This is a genomic window from Blautia sp. 210820-DFI.6.14 (assembly GCF_020558815.1).
GTDB classification, from domain to species: Bacteria; Bacillota; Clostridia; order Lachnospirales; family Lachnospiraceae; genus Blautia_A; species Blautia_A obeum.
Genome location: NZ_JAJCKS010000014.1, coordinates 27,821 through 45,425, shown reverse-complemented (window position 1 = coordinate 45,425; position 17,605 = coordinate 27,821). Strand labels below are relative to the sequence as shown.

At 47.6% G+C, this 17,605-nt stretch carries 12 protein-coding genes; all 12 read left to right on the top strand.

Annotation, left to right across the window (positions count from 1 at the left end; genetic code table 11):
- Window positions 1-10 precede the first annotated feature (10 nt).
- On the top strand, window positions 11-865 hold the full coding sequence (locus LI112_RS11130; RefSeq protein ID WP_117739306.1) for a leucine-rich repeat domain-containing protein: 855 nt from the start codon (window positions 11-13) through the stop codon (window positions 863-865).
- Between the two features lie 299 nt (window positions 866-1,164).
- The gene (locus LI112_RS11125) at window positions 1,165-1,911 is read left to right on the top strand and encodes an energy-coupling factor transporter transmembrane component T (RefSeq protein WP_330686686.1); all 747 of its coding nucleotides are present in this window, start codon (window positions 1,165-1,167) and stop codon (window positions 1,909-1,911) included.
- A gap of 5 nt (window positions 1,912-1,916) precedes the next feature.
- On the top strand, window positions 1,917-3,638 hold the full coding sequence (locus LI112_RS11120) for an ABC transporter ATP-binding protein (protein ID WP_227190728.1): 1,722 nt from the start codon (window positions 1,917-1,919) through the stop codon (window positions 3,636-3,638).
- On the top strand, window positions 3,617-4,486 hold the full coding sequence (locus LI112_RS11115) for an ECF transporter S component (protein ID WP_227190727.1): 870 nt from the start codon (window positions 3,617-3,619) through the stop codon (window positions 4,484-4,486). The genes LI112_RS11120 and LI112_RS11115 overlap by 22 nt, the downstream gene beginning before the upstream one ends.
- The gene (locus tag LI112_RS11110; RefSeq protein WP_227190726.1) at window positions 4,483-5,241 is read left to right on the top strand and encodes a sugar phosphate isomerase/epimerase; all 759 of its coding nucleotides are present in this window, start codon (window positions 4,483-4,485) and stop codon (window positions 5,239-5,241) included. The genes LI112_RS11115 and LI112_RS11110 overlap by 4 nt, the downstream gene beginning before the upstream one ends.
- Window positions 5,238-6,206: a prenyltransferase/squalene oxidase repeat-containing protein gene (locus LI112_RS11105; RefSeq protein ID WP_227190725.1), complete on the top strand. Its 969-nt coding sequence runs from the start codon at window positions 5,238-5,240 to the stop codon at window positions 6,204-6,206. Before LI112_RS11110 ends, LI112_RS11105 begins: the two co-directional genes overlap by 4 nt.
- Before the next feature lie 16 nt (window positions 6,207-6,222).
- The gene (locus LI112_RS11100) at window positions 6,223-7,158 is read left to right on the top strand and encodes a MoxR family ATPase (RefSeq protein WP_227190724.1); all 936 of its coding nucleotides are present in this window, start codon (window positions 6,223-6,225) and stop codon (window positions 7,156-7,158) included.
- Window positions 7,155-8,342, top strand: a complete 1,188-nt coding sequence (locus LI112_RS11095) for a DUF58 domain-containing protein (RefSeq protein WP_227190723.1) — start codon at window positions 7,155-7,157, stop codon at window positions 8,340-8,342. Before LI112_RS11100 ends, LI112_RS11095 begins: the two co-directional genes overlap by 4 nt.
- Complete coding sequence (locus LI112_RS11090) at window positions 8,255-10,579, top strand: transglutaminase domain-containing protein (protein WP_227190722.1); 2,325 nt, start codon at window positions 8,255-8,257, stop codon at window positions 10,577-10,579. The genes LI112_RS11095 and LI112_RS11090 overlap by 88 nt, the downstream gene beginning before the upstream one ends.
- A gap of 13 nt (window positions 10,580-10,592) precedes the next feature.
- Window positions 10,593-11,963, top strand: coding sequence for a DUF4430 domain-containing protein (locus LI112_RS11085; protein WP_227190721.1), 1,371 nt, complete (start codon window positions 10,593-10,595; stop codon window positions 11,961-11,963).
- Window positions 11,963-13,606, top strand: a complete 1,644-nt coding sequence (locus tag LI112_RS11080) for a hypothetical protein (protein WP_227190720.1) — start codon at window positions 11,963-11,965, stop codon at window positions 13,604-13,606. Before LI112_RS11085 ends, LI112_RS11080 begins: the two co-directional genes overlap by 1 nt.
- A 27-nt stretch (window positions 13,607-13,633) precedes the next feature.
- Window positions 13,634-17,521 (top strand): cadherin-like beta sandwich domain-containing protein, encoded by a 3,888-nt coding sequence (locus tag LI112_RS11075; protein ID WP_227190719.1) that lies wholly within the window; start codon window positions 13,634-13,636, stop codon window positions 17,519-17,521.
- Window positions 17,522-17,605: the final 84 nt, after the last annotated feature.

Genomic DNA, 17,605 nt, shown 5'->3' with positions numbered 1-17,605 from the left:
AGGAGATCATATGCGCTCACAAAATGATAAAGCAACATGGAGTATACTACGATTTGATCATCGTACATTTACGGCACAGCTTGCCAGTATGCAAAGAAACAAACAGGTAGCAGCAATTCCTGAAAAATATATTTATATTGATGATTGCTGTTATAAGGGCAACGGGAAAATAAAAGAGATAATCCTGCCATCCGGCTGCAGAATCATAGGAAAGGAAGCTTTTGCAAGCTGCCAGCTCCGTAAGCCCGTTGTATTCCCACAGACCGTTAAAGAAATCAAAGAGAGTGCTTTTTCGGAAAATCATTCTCTCAGAGAAGTAACATTTCCGGCATCTTTGGAAATTTTAGGAGATTATAGTTATAAAGGATGCACAGCCCTTAAAAAGGTAGCATTTGAAACCAGTTCAGAATGCCGCAGGATTCCGGAGTGCTGTTTCCATTCCTGCACGCAGTTAAGTAAAGTGGTATTCCCGGAGCATTTAAAGAGTATAGGAAGAAGAGCTTTTTACCGCTGTAAGGAATTAAAGGAGATCACGCTGCCGGATACACTGGAAGAAATTGGTCTGGAAGCCTTTTACTTCTGTGGCTTTGAAACCATAGTCTTACCAAAAGAAATTAAAAAATTAGATCAGAGGGCCTTTTTCGGATGTAAGAAATTGAAAGAGGTATATATTCCGGAAAATATCATGTATCTTGGAGAGGAAGTCTTTCATGGATGCAACCGGCTGGAATATCTGGAGATACATCATGATCCTGAGCATATTGGCTCAAAGATCGTGAACAAAAACTGCACGATACGTTGCAAAAAGGGAAGCAAAGTGGATTTGTACTGTGAAGAGCAGGGATTAAAGAGGGAGTACATTTAAACGTGTTATCAACAAATAAGACCGAGAAAAGAAACAGACAGCCTGCGGATCAATCCATCATTGATGCTTTTTCCACATGCCATCCATTTTTGAATTTTTTTTATTTTGCTGTAGTACTGTTATTTACTATGTTTAATCAGCATCCCGTCTTTATCTGCATTTCTTATGCGGGTGCTTTGTCTTATTCCGTCTTTCTGCTTGGAGGAAAAAGGACACTTAGGCAAAGCTTTCTCTTTACCCTTCCCAGTCTTTTGATCGTGGCTCTTCTGAATCCACTTTTCAATCATTATGGGGTCACGATGCTATATTATGTAGAAAGCAGTGGAAACTGGATCACTTTGGAGGCCTTAGTCTATGGAGTAGTCCTTGGAGCGGTCATGTTCGTAGTGATCCAGTGGTTTTCCTGTTATAATAAAGTTATGACAAGTGACAAATTTATTTACCTGTTTGGAAGGCTGATACCGGCCCTTTCTCTGATCCTTTCCATGGCACTTCGCTTTGTCCCCAGATTTACGGGGCAGCTTAAAGTGATCCGGAACGGTCAGAAATCTATGGGAAGGGATGTTTCAGAGGGCAGTCTTTTTAACCGTATCCGTGCGGGCTTTAACATGCTGTCGATACTGGTCACATGGGCTTTGGAGAATGCCATAGAAACTTCGGATTCCATGCGGAGCAGGGGATATGGATTAAAAGGCAGGACTGCTTTTTCCATTTACAAATTTACGAAGAAGGATAAAAGCCTTCTGGCAGTGATGGCAGCTTTATTCCTTGTATTTGCCACTGGCTGTATGAATGGGGCTTCTTATGCAAGTTATGATCCCCGTATTTTACTTGCTGGTTTTACCATTCAGGGGCATCAGGCTCCGGTATCTGTTTCTGCATTTGAAGCAATGCTTACATATATCTGTTTCGCATGTTTTTGTTTCCTCCCAGTGATCCTGGATGTGACGGAGACTATCCGTTTTGCCAGAAGCCGGAAACGCTGTGAAACAGATCTGGAAATGACTTACAAAAAAATCTACGAAACACTGGAACAGGAAGGATAACGATCATGAATCTTGTAGAAGTGAAGGAGTTTAGTTTTGCATATCCGGAATGTTCCGGGAAGGTTCTGGAACATGCGAATCTACAAATAGAAGAAGGAACATTAAATGTGATCTGCGGGAGGAGCGGGTGTGGCAAAAGTACACTGCTGCGCCAGTTAAAAACCGTGCTGGCCCCGGTTGGAAAGTCAGAGGGAGAAATCTTTTACCGGGGGATGCCGCTTTCGGGGATTGACCACCGGACACAGAGCCAGGAGATCGGTTTTGTCATGCAGAACCCGGATAATCAGATCGTAACGGATAAAGTCTGGCATGAGCTTTCCTTTGGACTGGAAAGCCTGGGATATGACAATGCGACTATCCGGCTGCGGGTTGCGGAGATGGCCAGCTATTTTGGTATCCATCAGTGGTTTTATAAAAATGTCTCAGAGCTGTCAGGAGGGCAGAAGCAGATCTTAAACCTGGCTGCGATCATGGCAATGCATCCATCCCTTTTAATACTGGATGAGCCTACATCTCAGCTGGACCCCATCGCTGCTTCTGATTTTCTGGAAACCGTAAAAAAGATTAACCGTGATATTGGAACAACGGTGCTCCTTACGGAACACCGGCTTCAGGATATCATCCCTTATGCGGATAGGGTATTTGTCATGGATAAGGGGAATGTTTATCTGGAAGGAACTCCCAGGGAAATCGGGGTAAAATTAAAGGAACAAAAACATGGCATGTTTCTTTCCATGCCGATTCCTATGCAGATCTATGGTGAGACAGACAGTCAGGCAACCTGTCCGCTGACAGTCAGTGAGGGAAGACAGTGGCTCTCCCGTTACTGTAACGAAAAAGGAATTGCTTCGGATAGTCAGCGAAAGAGCGAAATTACTGAAAAAGTCAGATACACAAAAACAGATAGTTCGAAGAAAGAATTGTCCATTCAGGCGAAAGATGTCTGGTTCCGGTATGAAAAGGACACTCCGGATGTTGTCCGGGATCTTTCCCTGGAGGTAAAAAAGGGAGAGTTCTATGCACTGGTAGGTGGAAACGGTACGGGAAAGAGCACTACGCTGTCTCTTTTAAGCCGGGTGCGATGTCCATACCGTGGGAAGATACTTCTGGAAGGGCGGGATATCCGTTCGTATAAAGACCGGGATCTGTATTGTGGGCTTTTGGGAGTCATGCCGCAGAACCCACAGAGCATTTTCTTAAAGAAAACAGTCCTGGAAGATTTGTATTCTGTGATCGGGGGCAGGAGAGAAAAAATGTCTTCGGAATATCAGATTCATATGAAAAAAGAAAAGGCTATAGAAGGGATCGTAAGCCTTACCAGGCTGGAAGGGCTTCTGGAAAGACATCCTTATGATCTGAGTGGCGGGGAACAGCAGAGGCTGGCACTTGCCAAAGTCCTTTTGCTTCGTCCGAGGATTCTCCTGATGGATGAACCTACGAAGGGAATGGATGCAGAATATAAAGAAGAGATCGGAAAGATCTTAACCCGGCTGAAACAGCATGGCCTGACGATCTTTATGATCTCCCATGACGTGGAATTTGTTGCAGAGTATGCGGACAGGGTAGGCCTGTTTTTTGAGGGAAACATCGTTACCAGCCAGAATACCCGGGAGTTTTTTGCCGGAAATAATTTCTATACAACTGCAGCAAACCGGATGGCAAGACATTTGTTTCCGGAAGCTGTGACTGGAAAGGATGTGATTGCATGCTTACGGAACAGCAACTAGACCAGTTTATAGATGAATTCTGGGAAGACATCCCAAATGAAAAGGCAGAAGATGGGCCGGCAGAAGATCTGGAAGAATACACCCTTCCTTCTGATGGGATGATCATCCGGCAGATGGAAAAGAAAGGAAAAGTCAGCCGGAGGACCTGGTTTGCCCTTATCTTGATGCTGTTAGTGGTTCCGCTGCTTTTGTATCTGTCGGTCAGGTTTTTTCATGGAAGGAAATACCTGATATGCAGCCTGATCGTGATCGTGGCTGCGATGCTCCCGTTTTTTATGATGTTTGAAGGGCGCAAACCAAAAGCACGTGAGATCATGGTGATCTCTGTCCTTGCTGCAATCGGTGTTGCAGGCAGGGCTGCCTTTTTTATGGTCCCCAGTTTCAAACCGGTGGCGGCTATTGTGATCCTTACCGGTGTTTCTTTTGGGGGAGAGGCGGGGTTTCTCGTTGGCTGTCTTATCATGATGTTATCCAACATGTTTATGGGACAGGGTCCCTGGACACCATGGCAGATGTTCTCTTTTGGCATCATCGGGTTCCTGGCAGGGATCCTTTACCAGAAAGGAATCTTAAAAGCAAGGAAGAGGGATCTTTGTATCTATGGATTTTTAAGTGTGGTGCTCATCTATGGCGGGATCATGAATCCGGCAAGCATCTTAATGTCTTACGGATACATCACACCGGCCAGCTTGGTTGCCTTTTACATTTCAGGGATTCCGGTGGATTTGGTGCATGCACTGTCAACCGTGATCTTTTTATGGTTTTTGAGCAGGCCGCTTCTTGAAAAACTGGAACGCATTAAGAAAAAATATGGGCTTATTGAGTCCGGGAAAGAGGAAATGCTTTGATCTATGTCAGCCATTTGCTTTGCGATGAAGATATGAAAGAGCTCTGCTGCCAGTATGGGACCGGGGTGGAGAGCATTGAGTTTTCCATTTCCGACAATCTGGACCAGCTGGAAAGAAAAATAGAACTATATCAAAAAAGGCTGGAGCAGATGGGGAATCCACCGCTTACCCTGCATGGGCCTTTCCTGGATTTAAACCCGGCATCTTTTGACAGCCAGATAAGGAAAGTGACCATGGAGCGGTTTGAACAGTGTTACCAGGCAGGGATCCGCCTGGGGGCAGAAAAGATCGTATACCATTCCGGGATGATCCCGATGGTATATTTCCGGGAAGGCTGGGCAGAGCAGACGGGCCGGTTTTTCCGGGAGTTTTTGAAAGACAGGGAAGGTCCCCAGGTCGTCATGGAAAATGTCCTGGATGAAGACTGGCGGCTTCTTTTGGATGTATACAACTTCGTGAATCATCCAAACTTTAAGCTGTGTCTGGATATTGGGCACGCACACTGCTATTCAGAAATCTCTGTCCTCGAATGGGCGAAGGAACTTGCTCCATATGTCGGACATGTCCATATCCATGACAATGCAGGGGACAGGGATTCCCATTTGGGTTTAGGAAAGGGCACGCTTCCCTGGGAAAAAGTATTAGAAGTCCTTCCCCGAACGGAGGAACGGACCTGGACGATAGAATGTTCCAATAAAGAAGACGTGCTTCTCAGCGTAAAACAGATAAACGAAAAAATGAGGGGGAAATTATGAACAGATTAAAAAAACGGACATGCCAGTTTCTGGTGTTAGTTACCACAGTAGGGTTTTTGACAGGCTGTGGGGGCGGGACTCCAAAACTGGAAGATGCACTGAAAAAAACAGCTGCTTATGAACAGAAAACCGTAACATCACCGGCATCAGATACCCTGGGTGGGGAATGGACGGTGATCGCACTTGCCCGTTCGGGAGAAACGGTGGATGAGAACTATTTCGAAAAATATCGTGCCAATCTTGAAAAACGGGTCAAAGACCAGGAAGGCGTGCTCAGTGATAACCGTTATACGGAGTATTCCAGGGCAGTCATGGCATTGAAATCCATAGGAAAGAATCCGACAGATATTGGCGGCTATGATATCGAAAAGCCACTGGAAGATTTTGATGCAGTGGTCTCCCAGGGATTAAACGGTGCCATTTATGCACTGATCGCCTTAAATGCCGATGACCCGGATGCCAATAAAGACGGGGAACTGGAACAGAAATATCTGGATTACATATTGGAACGGGAAAAAGCAGATGGCGGATTTTCCCTGGATGATAACGCCAAAGACGGGGATGTGGATCTGACCGCCATGACACTGCAGAGCCTGGAACCATACCAGGATGAAGAAGATGTAAAGGAAGTCATTGACAAGGGTGTGGAATTTCTGGCAGATATACAGGACGATGATGGCGGTTATACCGCATTTGGTGCAAAGAGCTCAGAATCTATTTCCCAGACCGTGATCGCCCTCAGTGCGGTAGGCGTAGACTGCAATGAGGATGAACGTTTCCAGAAAGATGGAAAAGGCCTGTATGATACCCTGATGACTTTTTATCAGAAGGATGGAAGTTTTAAACATACCCTGGACGGGGAAAGCAACCCCATGGCAACAGACCAGGGATTCTGTGCACTGGTGGCTTACCAGCGCTACCAGGATAAGGAAAACAGCTTTTTTGATATGACAGACCACAGATAAGGATGGAGGAAAGAAAATGCCGCAGAAGATAAAAGAACTCCAGGATCAGCTGGAGCGGATCATTAAAGGAAAAAAAGATATCACAGATAAGATCCTCATGGCAGTGCTCGCAAAGGGGCATGTACTTCTGGAAGATGTGCCTGGTGTTGGTAAGACCACAACCGCACTGGCACTGAGCCGTCTTATGGGAATGGAATTCAACCGTATCCAGTTTACACCGGATGTTGTCCCTTCCGATGTGACCGGATTTACCATGTATGACAAACAGAACGGACAGTTCTCATATCATGAGGGAGCGGTCATGTGCAACCTTTTACTGGCAGATGAGATCAACCGTACTTCCAGTAAGACCCAGTCTGCCCTTCTGGAAGTAATGGAAGAAGGAAAGGTGACGGTAGACGGGGAAACCCATTGTGTGCCATCCCCGTTTGTAGTCATTGCCACAGAAAACCCGGTGGGCTCTTCCGGTACACAGCTCCTTCCGGAATCACAGCTTGACCGTTTTATGATCAGTGTCAGCATGGGATATCCGGATCACCAGAGCCTGGTGGAACTGTTACGGGACAGACAGAAGGAAAATCCCCTGGAAAATGCAAAGACCGTAGTCACCCGGGAGGAGGTGCTGGAACTCCAGAAAGAGGTACAGGAGATCTATGTAGCAGACCAGGTGCTCGACTATGTGGCAGACCTTGCGGAAGCTACAAGGAAACATGTGCTGATTACGCTGGGATTAAGCCCGCGTGGAACCCTGGCACTGGTAAGGATGGCAAAAGCAGCTGCTTACATGAAAGAAAGGGATTATGTCATTCCAAAGGATGTGCAGGAGGTATTCAAGGACGTTGCGGCACACAGGATGATTCTGGATTCCAAGGCGCGGTATCAGGAAAAATCTGCCCGTGAGATCCTTTCTGAGATTCTGGCAGACGTGGCGGAACCGAAGGTGGAAGGATGATAAAGGACAGGATCCTGTGGCTCTTGTGGCTGGTCTGCATGGCAGGAGCAGCAGTAATTACAGGCACATGGCTCTTTGCAGCGGTTCTTTTGCTCACCGTTCTTATTTTGATCTTTTCTGCAGGGAGTGTGGTTTTATCCGGAAAAAAAGCCGTTATCAAACTGCATCTCCCAAAGGCATCAGAGAGAATGGAGTGTTTCCATGGAAAAATGTATTTGGAAAATCAGTCTGCATGGCCGGTATTTGGCGGGGCAGGAGTGCTCAGATGGGAAAATCTTTTTACCGGGGAAAAAGGGGTGATCCCGATTTCTTTTTCCCTGGGAGGAAAGGAAAAGCAGGTCATCGGGTTTGAGGCTGGAAGCAATTGGTGCGGCTGTATCAGATTTTGTTTTTCTGACTGGAAATGCCAGGATTTTTTCCGTGTCTTTTCTTTAAAAAGGAAGGCTGATACATGCGCTTATACCGTTGTAATGCCGGAAAGACAAAAAGGTGAGCTTTCCCTTTTTACAAGGGAAGGATTCGACATGGAAAGTTTCCGCTATTCCGGAAGCCGCCCGGGGGATGATCCGGGAGAAACTTATGACATCCGGGAATATCGTTCCGGTGACAGTATCCGGCAAATCCACTGGAAGTTGTCCGGAAAGCTGGATGACATTATGATCCGGGAAAAAAGCTTCCCGGTGGATGATACGGTACTGATTCTGGCAGAAGCATTTCAGGCAGACCGGGATCCGCAGCGTGCGGAAACGGTGGCAGAAGTCTTTTCAGCAGTCCTTCAGAGCTTTATGGAAAAGAAGATCTCCTGCCAGGCCGGAGTCTATGACCACAGCACTGGGAAGTTTCGGCTGGAGAAGATCCGTACAGAAGAGGACCGCGAAAACATCCTGTACCGCTTCCTGCGTTATGGAAGTGATGCAAAAACACCGGTCACAGTACGGGAATATCTGAAAGATCCGGGGACACAGAATTTTGCTAACTATGTATATATAACCGGCGACCCGCAGGACAAAGAAGCAGAACTCCTGGCAGCAAAAGGAGAAGTGACGATCGTAGGATGCGGCACAGGCGGCAGAGACAGTGGAGGAGAACAGGTATTATGGAAATACGGATCACAGAATCCAAAAGACAGTCAGAAACAGCATATGGAAAACAACTGTCCGGTATCCTGCTGGAAACTGCACTGATCTGGCTGAGTGCAGGCGGAGGGCTCCTGCTCTTTTTAAGAGCTCTTACCGAGCAGGAACGCATGGCACCGATTTTGGGAAGCGTGCTTCTTATGGCAGTGTTCTGTACTGCAACAGAAAGAATGGGAAAATATGGGCTTTATGGACGGCTGGGACTGGGAATGGTTTCCATCGCAGGGATCTTCCTGTTCCATGGACAGCTCTTAGACGGCATGGCATTATACTGGAATGATATGGCAGACATCCTGGGAAGCCGGGCAGGAATTTACCTCAAAAGGTTTGAGACTGCCGGGATACAGGGAGGGGATGCCGCCCGCATGGTATTCCTTATTTATCTTGGAATGGCAGCGGCAGTCTGCGGATTCCTTATCCTGAAATTGAAGTTTTATCTACTGGTGCTTGCCTGGGCTCTGGTACTTCCTGTCCTTTCGGGAATCCTTGGTATGGAGCCGGATGCAGGCACAGGAGTTATTTTTTACATGGGGATCCTTTTGGAACTGAATCTTATCCTTTCCCGTTCTGGAAGGAAACGCCATCGGGCAGAGAGCAGCCGGGCATTTTTGACAGGAAGCATCCTGGCATGTGCGGTAATGCTGGCAGCCGGGATCCTTCTGGAACAGTTTATGCCGTCCGAAGACTATGGTTCCTCGACACTTGTCACAGAAGCTAAAAAAGAGGCCCTGGACGGGATCAGCAGCCTGCGGTACAAAAAAGGAAAGATCAATACCCTTCCGGATGGAAAGCTGAAAGAATGCGGTGCTTGGAGTGCCTCAGACGATACGGCACTTTCCGTTACCATGGAAAATCCGGATTCTCTCTACCTGAGAGGATTTGTGGGAAGCGTGTATGACGGTTCTTCCTGGGAAAGCCTGGATACGGAGGATGCCTATAAACAGAGGACGCTCTTTTACTGGCTCCATCAGGATGGATTTTATGGGGAGACCCAGCTAAGCCGTGCAAGGGCACTTGCAGATGATGATACCCTTTCTGACAAAGTATCCGAAGTGGACATAAAAAATGAAAAGGCAGACAGCCGTTATCTCTATACACCTTATGAGATTACAGAACTGCCTGTCGGATACAGGAAAGAGACACCGTTTGCTGACAGTATGTTAAAAGCAAAAGGACTCTTTGGAGCAAGAAACTATCACTATCAGGCAAATGGAAATCTGGTAAAAGATTTTACGGTGCTGGGGGCAAGGGTCTATCAGGCACTTGCCAGGGATGAAGGGGATTCCTACCGTGATGATGAGAGTTATTACAACGCATTTGTGTACAGCCAGGATACGAAGCTGTCCGGTGCACTGGAAACCCTGTTCCGCAAAGAACTGGGGGACGGTGGAAACCGGGAACAGGGGCATACCGATTACTATACAGCGATCAGCAGGATCCGTTCATATCTGGAAAAGAACCTGACTTACAGCACGGCAACCGATCCGTATACCGGACAGGGGGATTTTGCAGAGGACTTCCTGACAAACACCAGGATCGGCCACAGTGTCCATTATGCCACGGCGGCGGCACTGATGTTCCGCTATTACGGGATCCCATCCCGTTATGTGGAAGGATATCTGGTCACACCGGAAGATATCAAAGATAAAAACCCGGGGGATACGATAGAGATTCCGGGAAAAAACGGACATGCCTGGACCGAGATCTATATGGACGGCCTTGGATGGGTTCCGGTAGAAATGACACCGGAATACTATAATGTCATGGAGGAAGCAGACCTCACGGCAGGCCTGGAGGCAAAAGGAGCCAAAGCAGCCGCCATCCCGGAAGCACAGGACGAACCGCCTGCACAGGAGAACATCCAGACACACTGGAACTTAAAACTGGCACTGTTCGGAATCGAAAAGCTTCTGATCCTCCTGCTTGCGGTATTTGACCTCTTCTGCCTGATATTTATCTTTACGGTCTGTGTGCTCCGCATCCACGCAAACAGAAGACGGAGAAAACTGTTTGAAAGTGAAGATGACCGCCAGGCGGTTCGCGCCATGGCCGGATATGCGCGGCTTCTTTATTATCATGGCCCTGAGCTTTATTCGGAAGATGCTATGAAGTGTTACCGAAAAACAAGCGTTATCGGGGAAAAGGCTGCGTTCAGTCCCCATGCTGTATCAAAAGAAGAACGAAAGGATACCGCTCTGTGCGTGCAGAAGATGAAAAAAGAACTGAAAAAAGCCAGAAGCTGGTATGGAAACTGGATCATGAAATATATAGAAAGGCTGTATTAAGGAGGAAATGACCATGAAAAAGAGAAAAAAGAATAACCGGCTTTCCTTTCTGACAGCTATTGTCTGTCTCCTGCTTTTTGCTGGAGTATTATTTCTGGGAATGAAAAACTATGAACCGGAGAAAAGTGAAAATCCGGTACAGGGGGTGAACAGTGAAAGCTCTTTAAAGGGATATCTTGGAAAGGGATATGCTTATGCCGGAAGCCAGGAAGATGCTTCCACGGGTGAAGAATCTTCCTTTGAAGAACAGGCACAGATCCTGGAAGATGAACCGGAGGAAGAACCGGAAAAGAAAAAGGAAGAGGCACAGGCGACTGTCACCCCGGAGCCGACATCAGAGCCGGAAGCTTCCCAGACACCGGAACCGGACAGCCAGAAGGAAGATACCCAAAAAGGAGATGCCGATCCGGAAGACGGCTCTACAGGAGAGGATAATGACAGCTCCAAAGACAATACCATCCATTATGACAAAAATGGTGACCAGGATGATGACAGCCGGAAAGAAACACCGGACCAGGACGATGACCGGAACCAGGATGGGGCGCAGGTACCGCTCAGTGCAACGCCGACGCCATCTCCGGAGCCGGAACCGACACAGGAACCGGAGGAAGACCATTATCCAACGATCGCCACAGACCTGACTGACGGGGAAACGGTAAATGCCGCGTACCGTACATTTTATGTACAGGCGGTAGACTGGTACGGGAACAGCTTATCCTCTACGGCACTGGAAGTATATGGAAATGGTGAAAGACTTTCTTCAAAAGGGGAGCCTTCGCCGGGTATCCTGGCTTACCGCCTGGATCTGAATGAGGGCAGCAACACTGTGGATATCAAGGCAACGGATGATGAGGGATGGAGTACCACGCTTCCAACGTTTACCATCTATAAAGGGGATGAGAGCCAGGAAGAACCTGCCGGCTCCATCACGGTCAGCATTGAGGCGGGGACTGTCGGACTTGGGACAATCCTGCCGGCAACATCCATCGACTTTTATCAGGGCGAACAGCTTTCCTCCGTGGTCTTAAGGCTTCTGCAGAACAGCGGGTTTGACTGGAGGAATGATGGAAGTGCAACAGGAGGTTTTTACCTGAAAGCTATCGGACGCGGCGGCATCACTTCCGGAGCTTCGATCCCGGATGACCTGATGGCGCATCTGACAGAAGTAAACTGCCAGCTGTCCGGGCATGATGCCAACTGGCTGGGAGAATTTGATTTTACCATGAATTCCGGCTGGATGTATTTTGTAAACGGTGAATATATGAACATTGGAATGTCGGGCTATTTCCCGGCAGACGGTGACGAAGTAAGGCTTCGCTTTACCCTGTATTCCGGAGCAGATCTGGGTGTCGGGGATAACGGCGAAGTATGGGGGGACTGGTAATGAAAAAAAACAATTTAAAGAGACCGATCATTAACAAATTTATTATCGGGACCCTTTCTGCAGGACTTCTGGCAGGAGGGGCTGCACCAGAAACAGATGCGATCTTTGTCAGGGAAGTTTATGCAGCAGACAGCACAGAGGGGGCGGAAGTGGAAACGCCGGCAGAACCATCGGTACCGGCAGAACCTACCGCCGTTCCGGAGCCGACTGCAGAACCGGAGCCGACCCAGATACCGGAACCAACCGCTGTGCCGGAACCGACTGCTGCACCAGAGCCAACTGCCACTCCGGAACCAACCGCTGCGCCGGAACCGACGGCAGCTCCAGAGCCTTCCGTTACGCCGGAGCCTTCTGTTACACCGGAACCGACCATCACTCCGGAAGTTAAAAGCAGCAATGCGGATCTGAAAGAATTATATATATCCAGCTCCGATACCTGGGGAAAAGGGATCTTAAAACTAGATCCCGCATTAAACAAGGACCGTGACAGATACAAGGCGGTTTATGACGGGGAACGCCAGAGCCTGAACATCTGGCTGACAGCGGAAGAAGAACATGCCACGGTCAAGATCTATGCGCTGAGCGGAGTGAAGCATTCTACCGTGGAAAAAGATGAGACCATCAAAGAAAGCAACGATGGAAAGGGGCATGTTTACTGGAAGATCCATTTCGGAGACCAGGAAAAGGAAGCTATGGTCCGGGTGCAGGTAACCGCACAGGACGGCACCCGGAGGGATTATTACCTGACACTTGGGATCACGGACCAGACACCGCCGGAACTGAAAAAGATCAGTGCCAGCAGGATATCCGTGGACCAGGCCTCAGTAGTATATAAGACCAGTGAAAGGGGACAATGCTATTACCGTGTTATAGAGGCCGGTGCGAAAGTACAGACCCCGGATACCTCAAAAGAGGGAAGAGAAGTACTGAAAGGAAGCGATACCCTGACCATTACAGGCCTGTCAGAAGGTGAAAAAGATGTGGTGATCGTGGTGAAAGACCTTGTGGGCAATGTAAGCAGTCCGATGGTGATCCGGATCCCTGATGTCAGAAAGAAGAATAACGGGACAGCGGGAAATGGGGGCAATGGAAATTCCGGTTCGATCGCCCAGAGACCCGGATATGGTGGAAATAAAAGTGAAGCCGGAGTCCCGGGCAAAGGCAATAATGGGGAAGGATCCCTTACAAATCTGAAAACGGTTGGCGGAAAAGGTACGGCATCCGGAAAGAACGGATTGGATAGCACAGACGAAAACAAGGAAAAGAAACTGACGGCTTATGCCGGTACGAAGAAAAAAGGCTCCGGTTCCGGTACATCAGGTGAAAAGAAAAGCAGCAAAAAAGCGGATGCCGTAAAAGACAAAACAAAAGAGAAAACAGAAGAGTCATCCACAGAAGAACTGACTGAAAGCAAAGACAGGGAGACCACATCCGGGACAGCATCCGCTTCCTCCAAAAACGAAGGAAAAAGTATCCCGGAACTGGTAGGAAGTAAAGTAACAGACACCTGGACGCATATGAAACTCTTTACCAGGATTCTATCCTTATTTGCACTGGCAGGAGTTTTGTATCTGCTCTTATGGACAGGAGCGAGACGCAGTTTCAGAAAAATAAAAAACAGGAATCCACTGCTTCAGCAGTAAAAAATCCAAAAGGGAGGTAAACATCAGATGAAAGGAAGACTAGGAAAATGGCTGGCAGTCCTTCTGTCGGTGAGCATGCTGGCAGGGACAGCTCCGGTCTATGGAGCCGACATATCCATGGAAAGTGATTTTTCTTCCGGGGCAACAGAGATGGAAGCACAGCCGGATGTCCAGGAAGGGACCGAGATCACAGAAGAGCCGGGAGACAGTGACGTGGAGATCACAGAAGAACCGGAAACAGAGCAACCAGAAGATGCGGAATTCTCAAAGGGGGAATTTAACGGCGAGGATCAGGAGGAACTGGTCATGGACGGCTCTGACGATGAAGATTCTGCAGAACTTACCTTTGAGGATGCTCCATTTGCCGGGGAGAACAGTACGAAAGAATATCTCAAGGATCTCAGTGTGTATTCCGGCTATGGCGTTAAGGATCCTCTGGAGATCAGCCGCAGGGAAGATTTGGATGAAACTTATGGCGGGAAAACCTATACCGTTGAGATCGGATCCAGTTATAATTCTACCGGATTTTATGTAACGGCAGATCTGGGGGCCGATGCGCCGGAGGGATCAACGATCCGGTTATCTGCCTGCGATCTTGATGGAAAGACGGTTGAGAGTGAGATCATTGCAACCGGATATACCGATGGAAAACGTTATAATTTTTCAAATGTTTTTACAAAGGATAATGGAAAAAGGGCTGTTTACACAGTAACAGCCGGTACAGCCACAGACAGCCAGACTTACAAGATCGTAGTGCTCCGGAGGCTGGATCTTTCCATGATCGGCTGTTACCTTCCCTCGGACACGGACATGGCCAAAAACCTGATCTCAGAATTTGACAGTGCCGGTATCACCAGGGATTATGATGTGACAGTGGGTGAGAATACAGAATCTGTAAAAGTTTCTGCAAAAGCCTTTAATGACAAGTGGTATGGCCTTACCGTAAACGGACAGGTAGTATCCGGCAGCAATGCCATTGAGATTCCTCTTGACGGTTCTGAGACCAGGATCACTTTCCAGATGAAAGAAGACGGGACTTATCAGGATCCGGCTTATCAGGATATCACTTATACTTCCACAGGAACCTATACGATCACCGTACATAAAAAAGCAAAGTCCTCGATCACTTTTGTAACAGATCCATCGGATGCAGTGGTCAGTGTATATGATTCTAAAGGGGAGCGTGTGGAACCTTCCAAAGATGCTTCTGTGTATGATTCTCTTTATTACGGGGATGAGTATACCTGGAATGTGTCACGACATGGATATATCTCCAGAAGAGAGAAGTTTACGGTAGGTGAGGAAACAGAGATCCAGGTAAAACTGGAACAGCAGACGGCAACGCAGCCAGAGATCACGGATAATGACTGGAGCAGTTACCGGAACAGTGAAACAAACAACGGGATCACCAATACCTCCACGCCGACCAGCAAGGATACAACGGTGCAGAAATGGTCCCTGCATCTGGATGCAAAGGGATGGGATGCAGCACTTACCCCTCCACTGATCCTGGGCGGCTATCTTTACGTGGCATCCGGACAGTTCATCTATAAAATAGATAAAAATACCGGGGATATCGTGCAGACCAGTGAACAGATGCACGGAAATATGCAGTATGCCATGATCCCGCTTGCTTATGCGGAAGGAATGCTTTTTGCACAGATCGGCGGCGGACAGATCCAGGCACTGAGTGCCACTTCTTTAAAATCCCTCTGGATCAGTGAGAGCCTGGGAGGCCAGACACTTTCCCCGATCACCTATAAGGATGGATATATTTATACCGGAACCTGGACTTCGGATACAACCCCTGGTTCTTACTTCTGCCTTTCTGTTACAGATGAAGACCCGTCAAAAGGTGATGAGATAAAATACTGTACCTGGAAATATAACCATAAGGGCGGTTTTTACTGGACAGGTGCTTATGCGTCCGAAAATTATCTGGTGTTTGGTTCTGATGACGGGGCCGGTGATGCCTATACTTCTATCCTGTATTCAGTTAATACGCACACCGGACAGCTGATCGACAAGCGCACGGACATGATCGGCGATATCCGATCCACCATTGTTTATAACAACGGATATGTTTATTTTACGACCAAAGGCGGCTATCTCTACCGGGTTGCCATGAATGCAGATGGTACTTTCGGTGCAGTGGCAAGCTATAACCTGGGCGGTGCGGCAACATCCACACCGGTCGTCTATAAAGGAAGAATCTATGTAGGTGTCTGCGGAAACGGCGGACAGTACAATGCGGATGGGGGACACCATTTTGATGTCCTGACAGAATCTGCTTCCGGTCTTTCTCTTGCATATAAAGTTTCTATCCCGGGATATCCACAGGCAGCACCGCTTCTTTCGACCGCTTATGAAAACCAGGACTTTAATGGAGATGGCAAAGCGGATGGACGTGTTTATCTGTATTTTACCTACAATGCAAAACCTGGCGGTATCTATATGCTGACAGATGAGCCGGGCCAGACTTCCGGAAAACCGAAAGAACTCTTCCGTCCGGTACTCGCACAGCAGGAGTACTGCATCAGTCCGATCTGCGTAGACAGGGATGGGACACTTTATTATAAGAATGACTCCTGTTATCTGATGGCACTGGAAACAAATGGAGCTTACCTTGACAGTGTATCAGCAGAAGCAGATACTGGCCGGGTCAGCTGGGAAAAAGCATTCCAGCGTTCGGAAAAAGAGCATACCTTAAGGGTTGCTGAAAATGCTACAAAAGTGACCCTGACATTTAAAGCACCTGCCGGATGTACCCTGACTGTCAACGGAAAAGCTTCCAATGGAACTTATGTGGCAGATGTAAGATCCGGACAGGCAGATGTTACGGTTAAAACAACACTGAACGGAAAGAGCAGGGATTATATCTTCCACCTTACCAGCGGGCTTGGAAATTCCTCCCTGGCAAACCTGGTGGTAAGTACCAGCAATACTTTTACAGATACTTCAAAATATCTTACATTATCACCGGTATTTGACAGCACCAAAACCAGCTATACCGTTTCGTATCTTGCAGACAAAGAGGAAAATAAGGAAAAGTTCCTCCGCCTTTATGTGGAACCTTCAGATGGGGATGCCACGGTAACGGTACAGAAAGTAAAAGGTGTTGAGAAAGTATCCATGCCGGTTGTGGCAAACGGAAAAACGAAACGTGTAAATGTATACTGGGAAACAGATGCAAGCGAAGCACAGGTGAAGATCACGGTAACAGCTGCCGGAAGCGGAAAAACAGACTATCTTCTTACCATACAGCGGAAAGAAAACGTTCCGACACCAACACCTACAGAAGTACCGGAGGTGTTCGGACCATGGAAAACGATCTCTGCAGCCACGGTATTTTCACCGGCTGTACAGATGCGTACCAGCAACAAGGGCCGCAAGGAAAAGAGGACCGTCGGCAAAAAACTGACACCTACGATCAAGGTAACGGCTACCCGCATTAAGCTGAAAGTAAAACAGTCTACTTCCAAAATAAAGGTTTCTAGACTTGCAAAGGGTGATTCCGTTAAAAGCTGGACTTCCAGCAATAAGAAAATCGTTTCTGTAAACAGAAAGGGAACGATGAAAGGCTTGAAAGCCGGAAAAGCCAAAGTGACCATTACACTGGCCAGCGGCAAGAAACAGGTCATTTCCATTACTGTGCAAAAAACAACAGTAAGAACAACAAAGATCACCGGACTGAAATCAAGAGTGACCGTTGCAAGAAATAAAAAACTTACGCTGAAACCGGTCATCAGCCCGATCACTTCCCAGGAGAAAGTTACCTACAGTTCTTCGAATAAGAAGATCGTGACGGTAAATTCCAAGGGTGTGATCACCGGAAAGAAAAAGGGAACAGCCTATATCACAGTGAAATCTGGAAAGATCCGCAAAAAAGTAAAAGTAGTAGTTAAACAAAAATGATTTAAGCAGGGGGCTGCCTTTCATGAATACACATGGAATGGCAGCTCCTTTTTTCATTTTTTGCATGTAGTTTTATTTGCAGAA

What these genes read in the sequence shown, in the direction of transcription:
- LI112_RS11095 (WP_227190723.1), top strand. Translation starts at nt 7,155, where the DNA reads ATGATAAAGGACAGGATCCTGTGGCTCTTGTGGCTGGTCTGCATGGCA.
- LI112_RS11100 (WP_227190724.1), top strand. Translation starts at nt 6,223, where the DNA reads ATGCCGCAGAAGATAAAAGAACTCCAGGATCAGCTGGAGCGGATCATT.
- LI112_RS11080 (WP_227190720.1), top strand. Translation starts at nt 11,963, where the DNA reads ATGAAAAAAAACAATTTAAAGAGACCGATCATTAACAAATTTATTATC.
- LI112_RS11130 (WP_117739306.1), top strand. Translation starts at nt 11, where the DNA reads ATGCGCTCACAAAATGATAAAGCAACATGGAGTATACTACGATTTGAT.
- LI112_RS11085 (WP_227190721.1), top strand. Translation starts at nt 10,593, where the DNA reads ATGAAAAAGAGAAAAAAGAATAACCGGCTTTCCTTTCTGACAGCTATT.
- LI112_RS11090 (WP_227190722.1), top strand. Translation starts at nt 8,255, where the DNA reads ATGGAAATACGGATCACAGAATCCAAAAGACAGTCAGAAACAGCATAT.
- LI112_RS11075 (WP_227190719.1), top strand. Translation starts at nt 13,634, where the DNA reads ATGAAAGGAAGACTAGGAAAATGGCTGGCAGTCCTTCTGTCGGTGAGC.
- LI112_RS11120 (WP_227190728.1), top strand. Translation starts at nt 1,917, where the DNA reads ATGAATCTTGTAGAAGTGAAGGAGTTTAGTTTTGCATATCCGGAATGT.
- LI112_RS11105 (WP_227190725.1), top strand. Translation starts at nt 5,238, where the DNA reads ATGAACAGATTAAAAAAACGGACATGCCAGTTTCTGGTGTTAGTTACC.
- LI112_RS11125 (WP_330686686.1), top strand. Translation starts at nt 1,165, where the DNA reads ATGCTATATTATGTAGAAAGCAGTGGAAACTGGATCACTTTGGAGGCC.
- LI112_RS11115 (WP_227190727.1), top strand. Translation starts at nt 3,617, where the DNA reads ATGCTTACGGAACAGCAACTAGACCAGTTTATAGATGAATTCTGGGAA.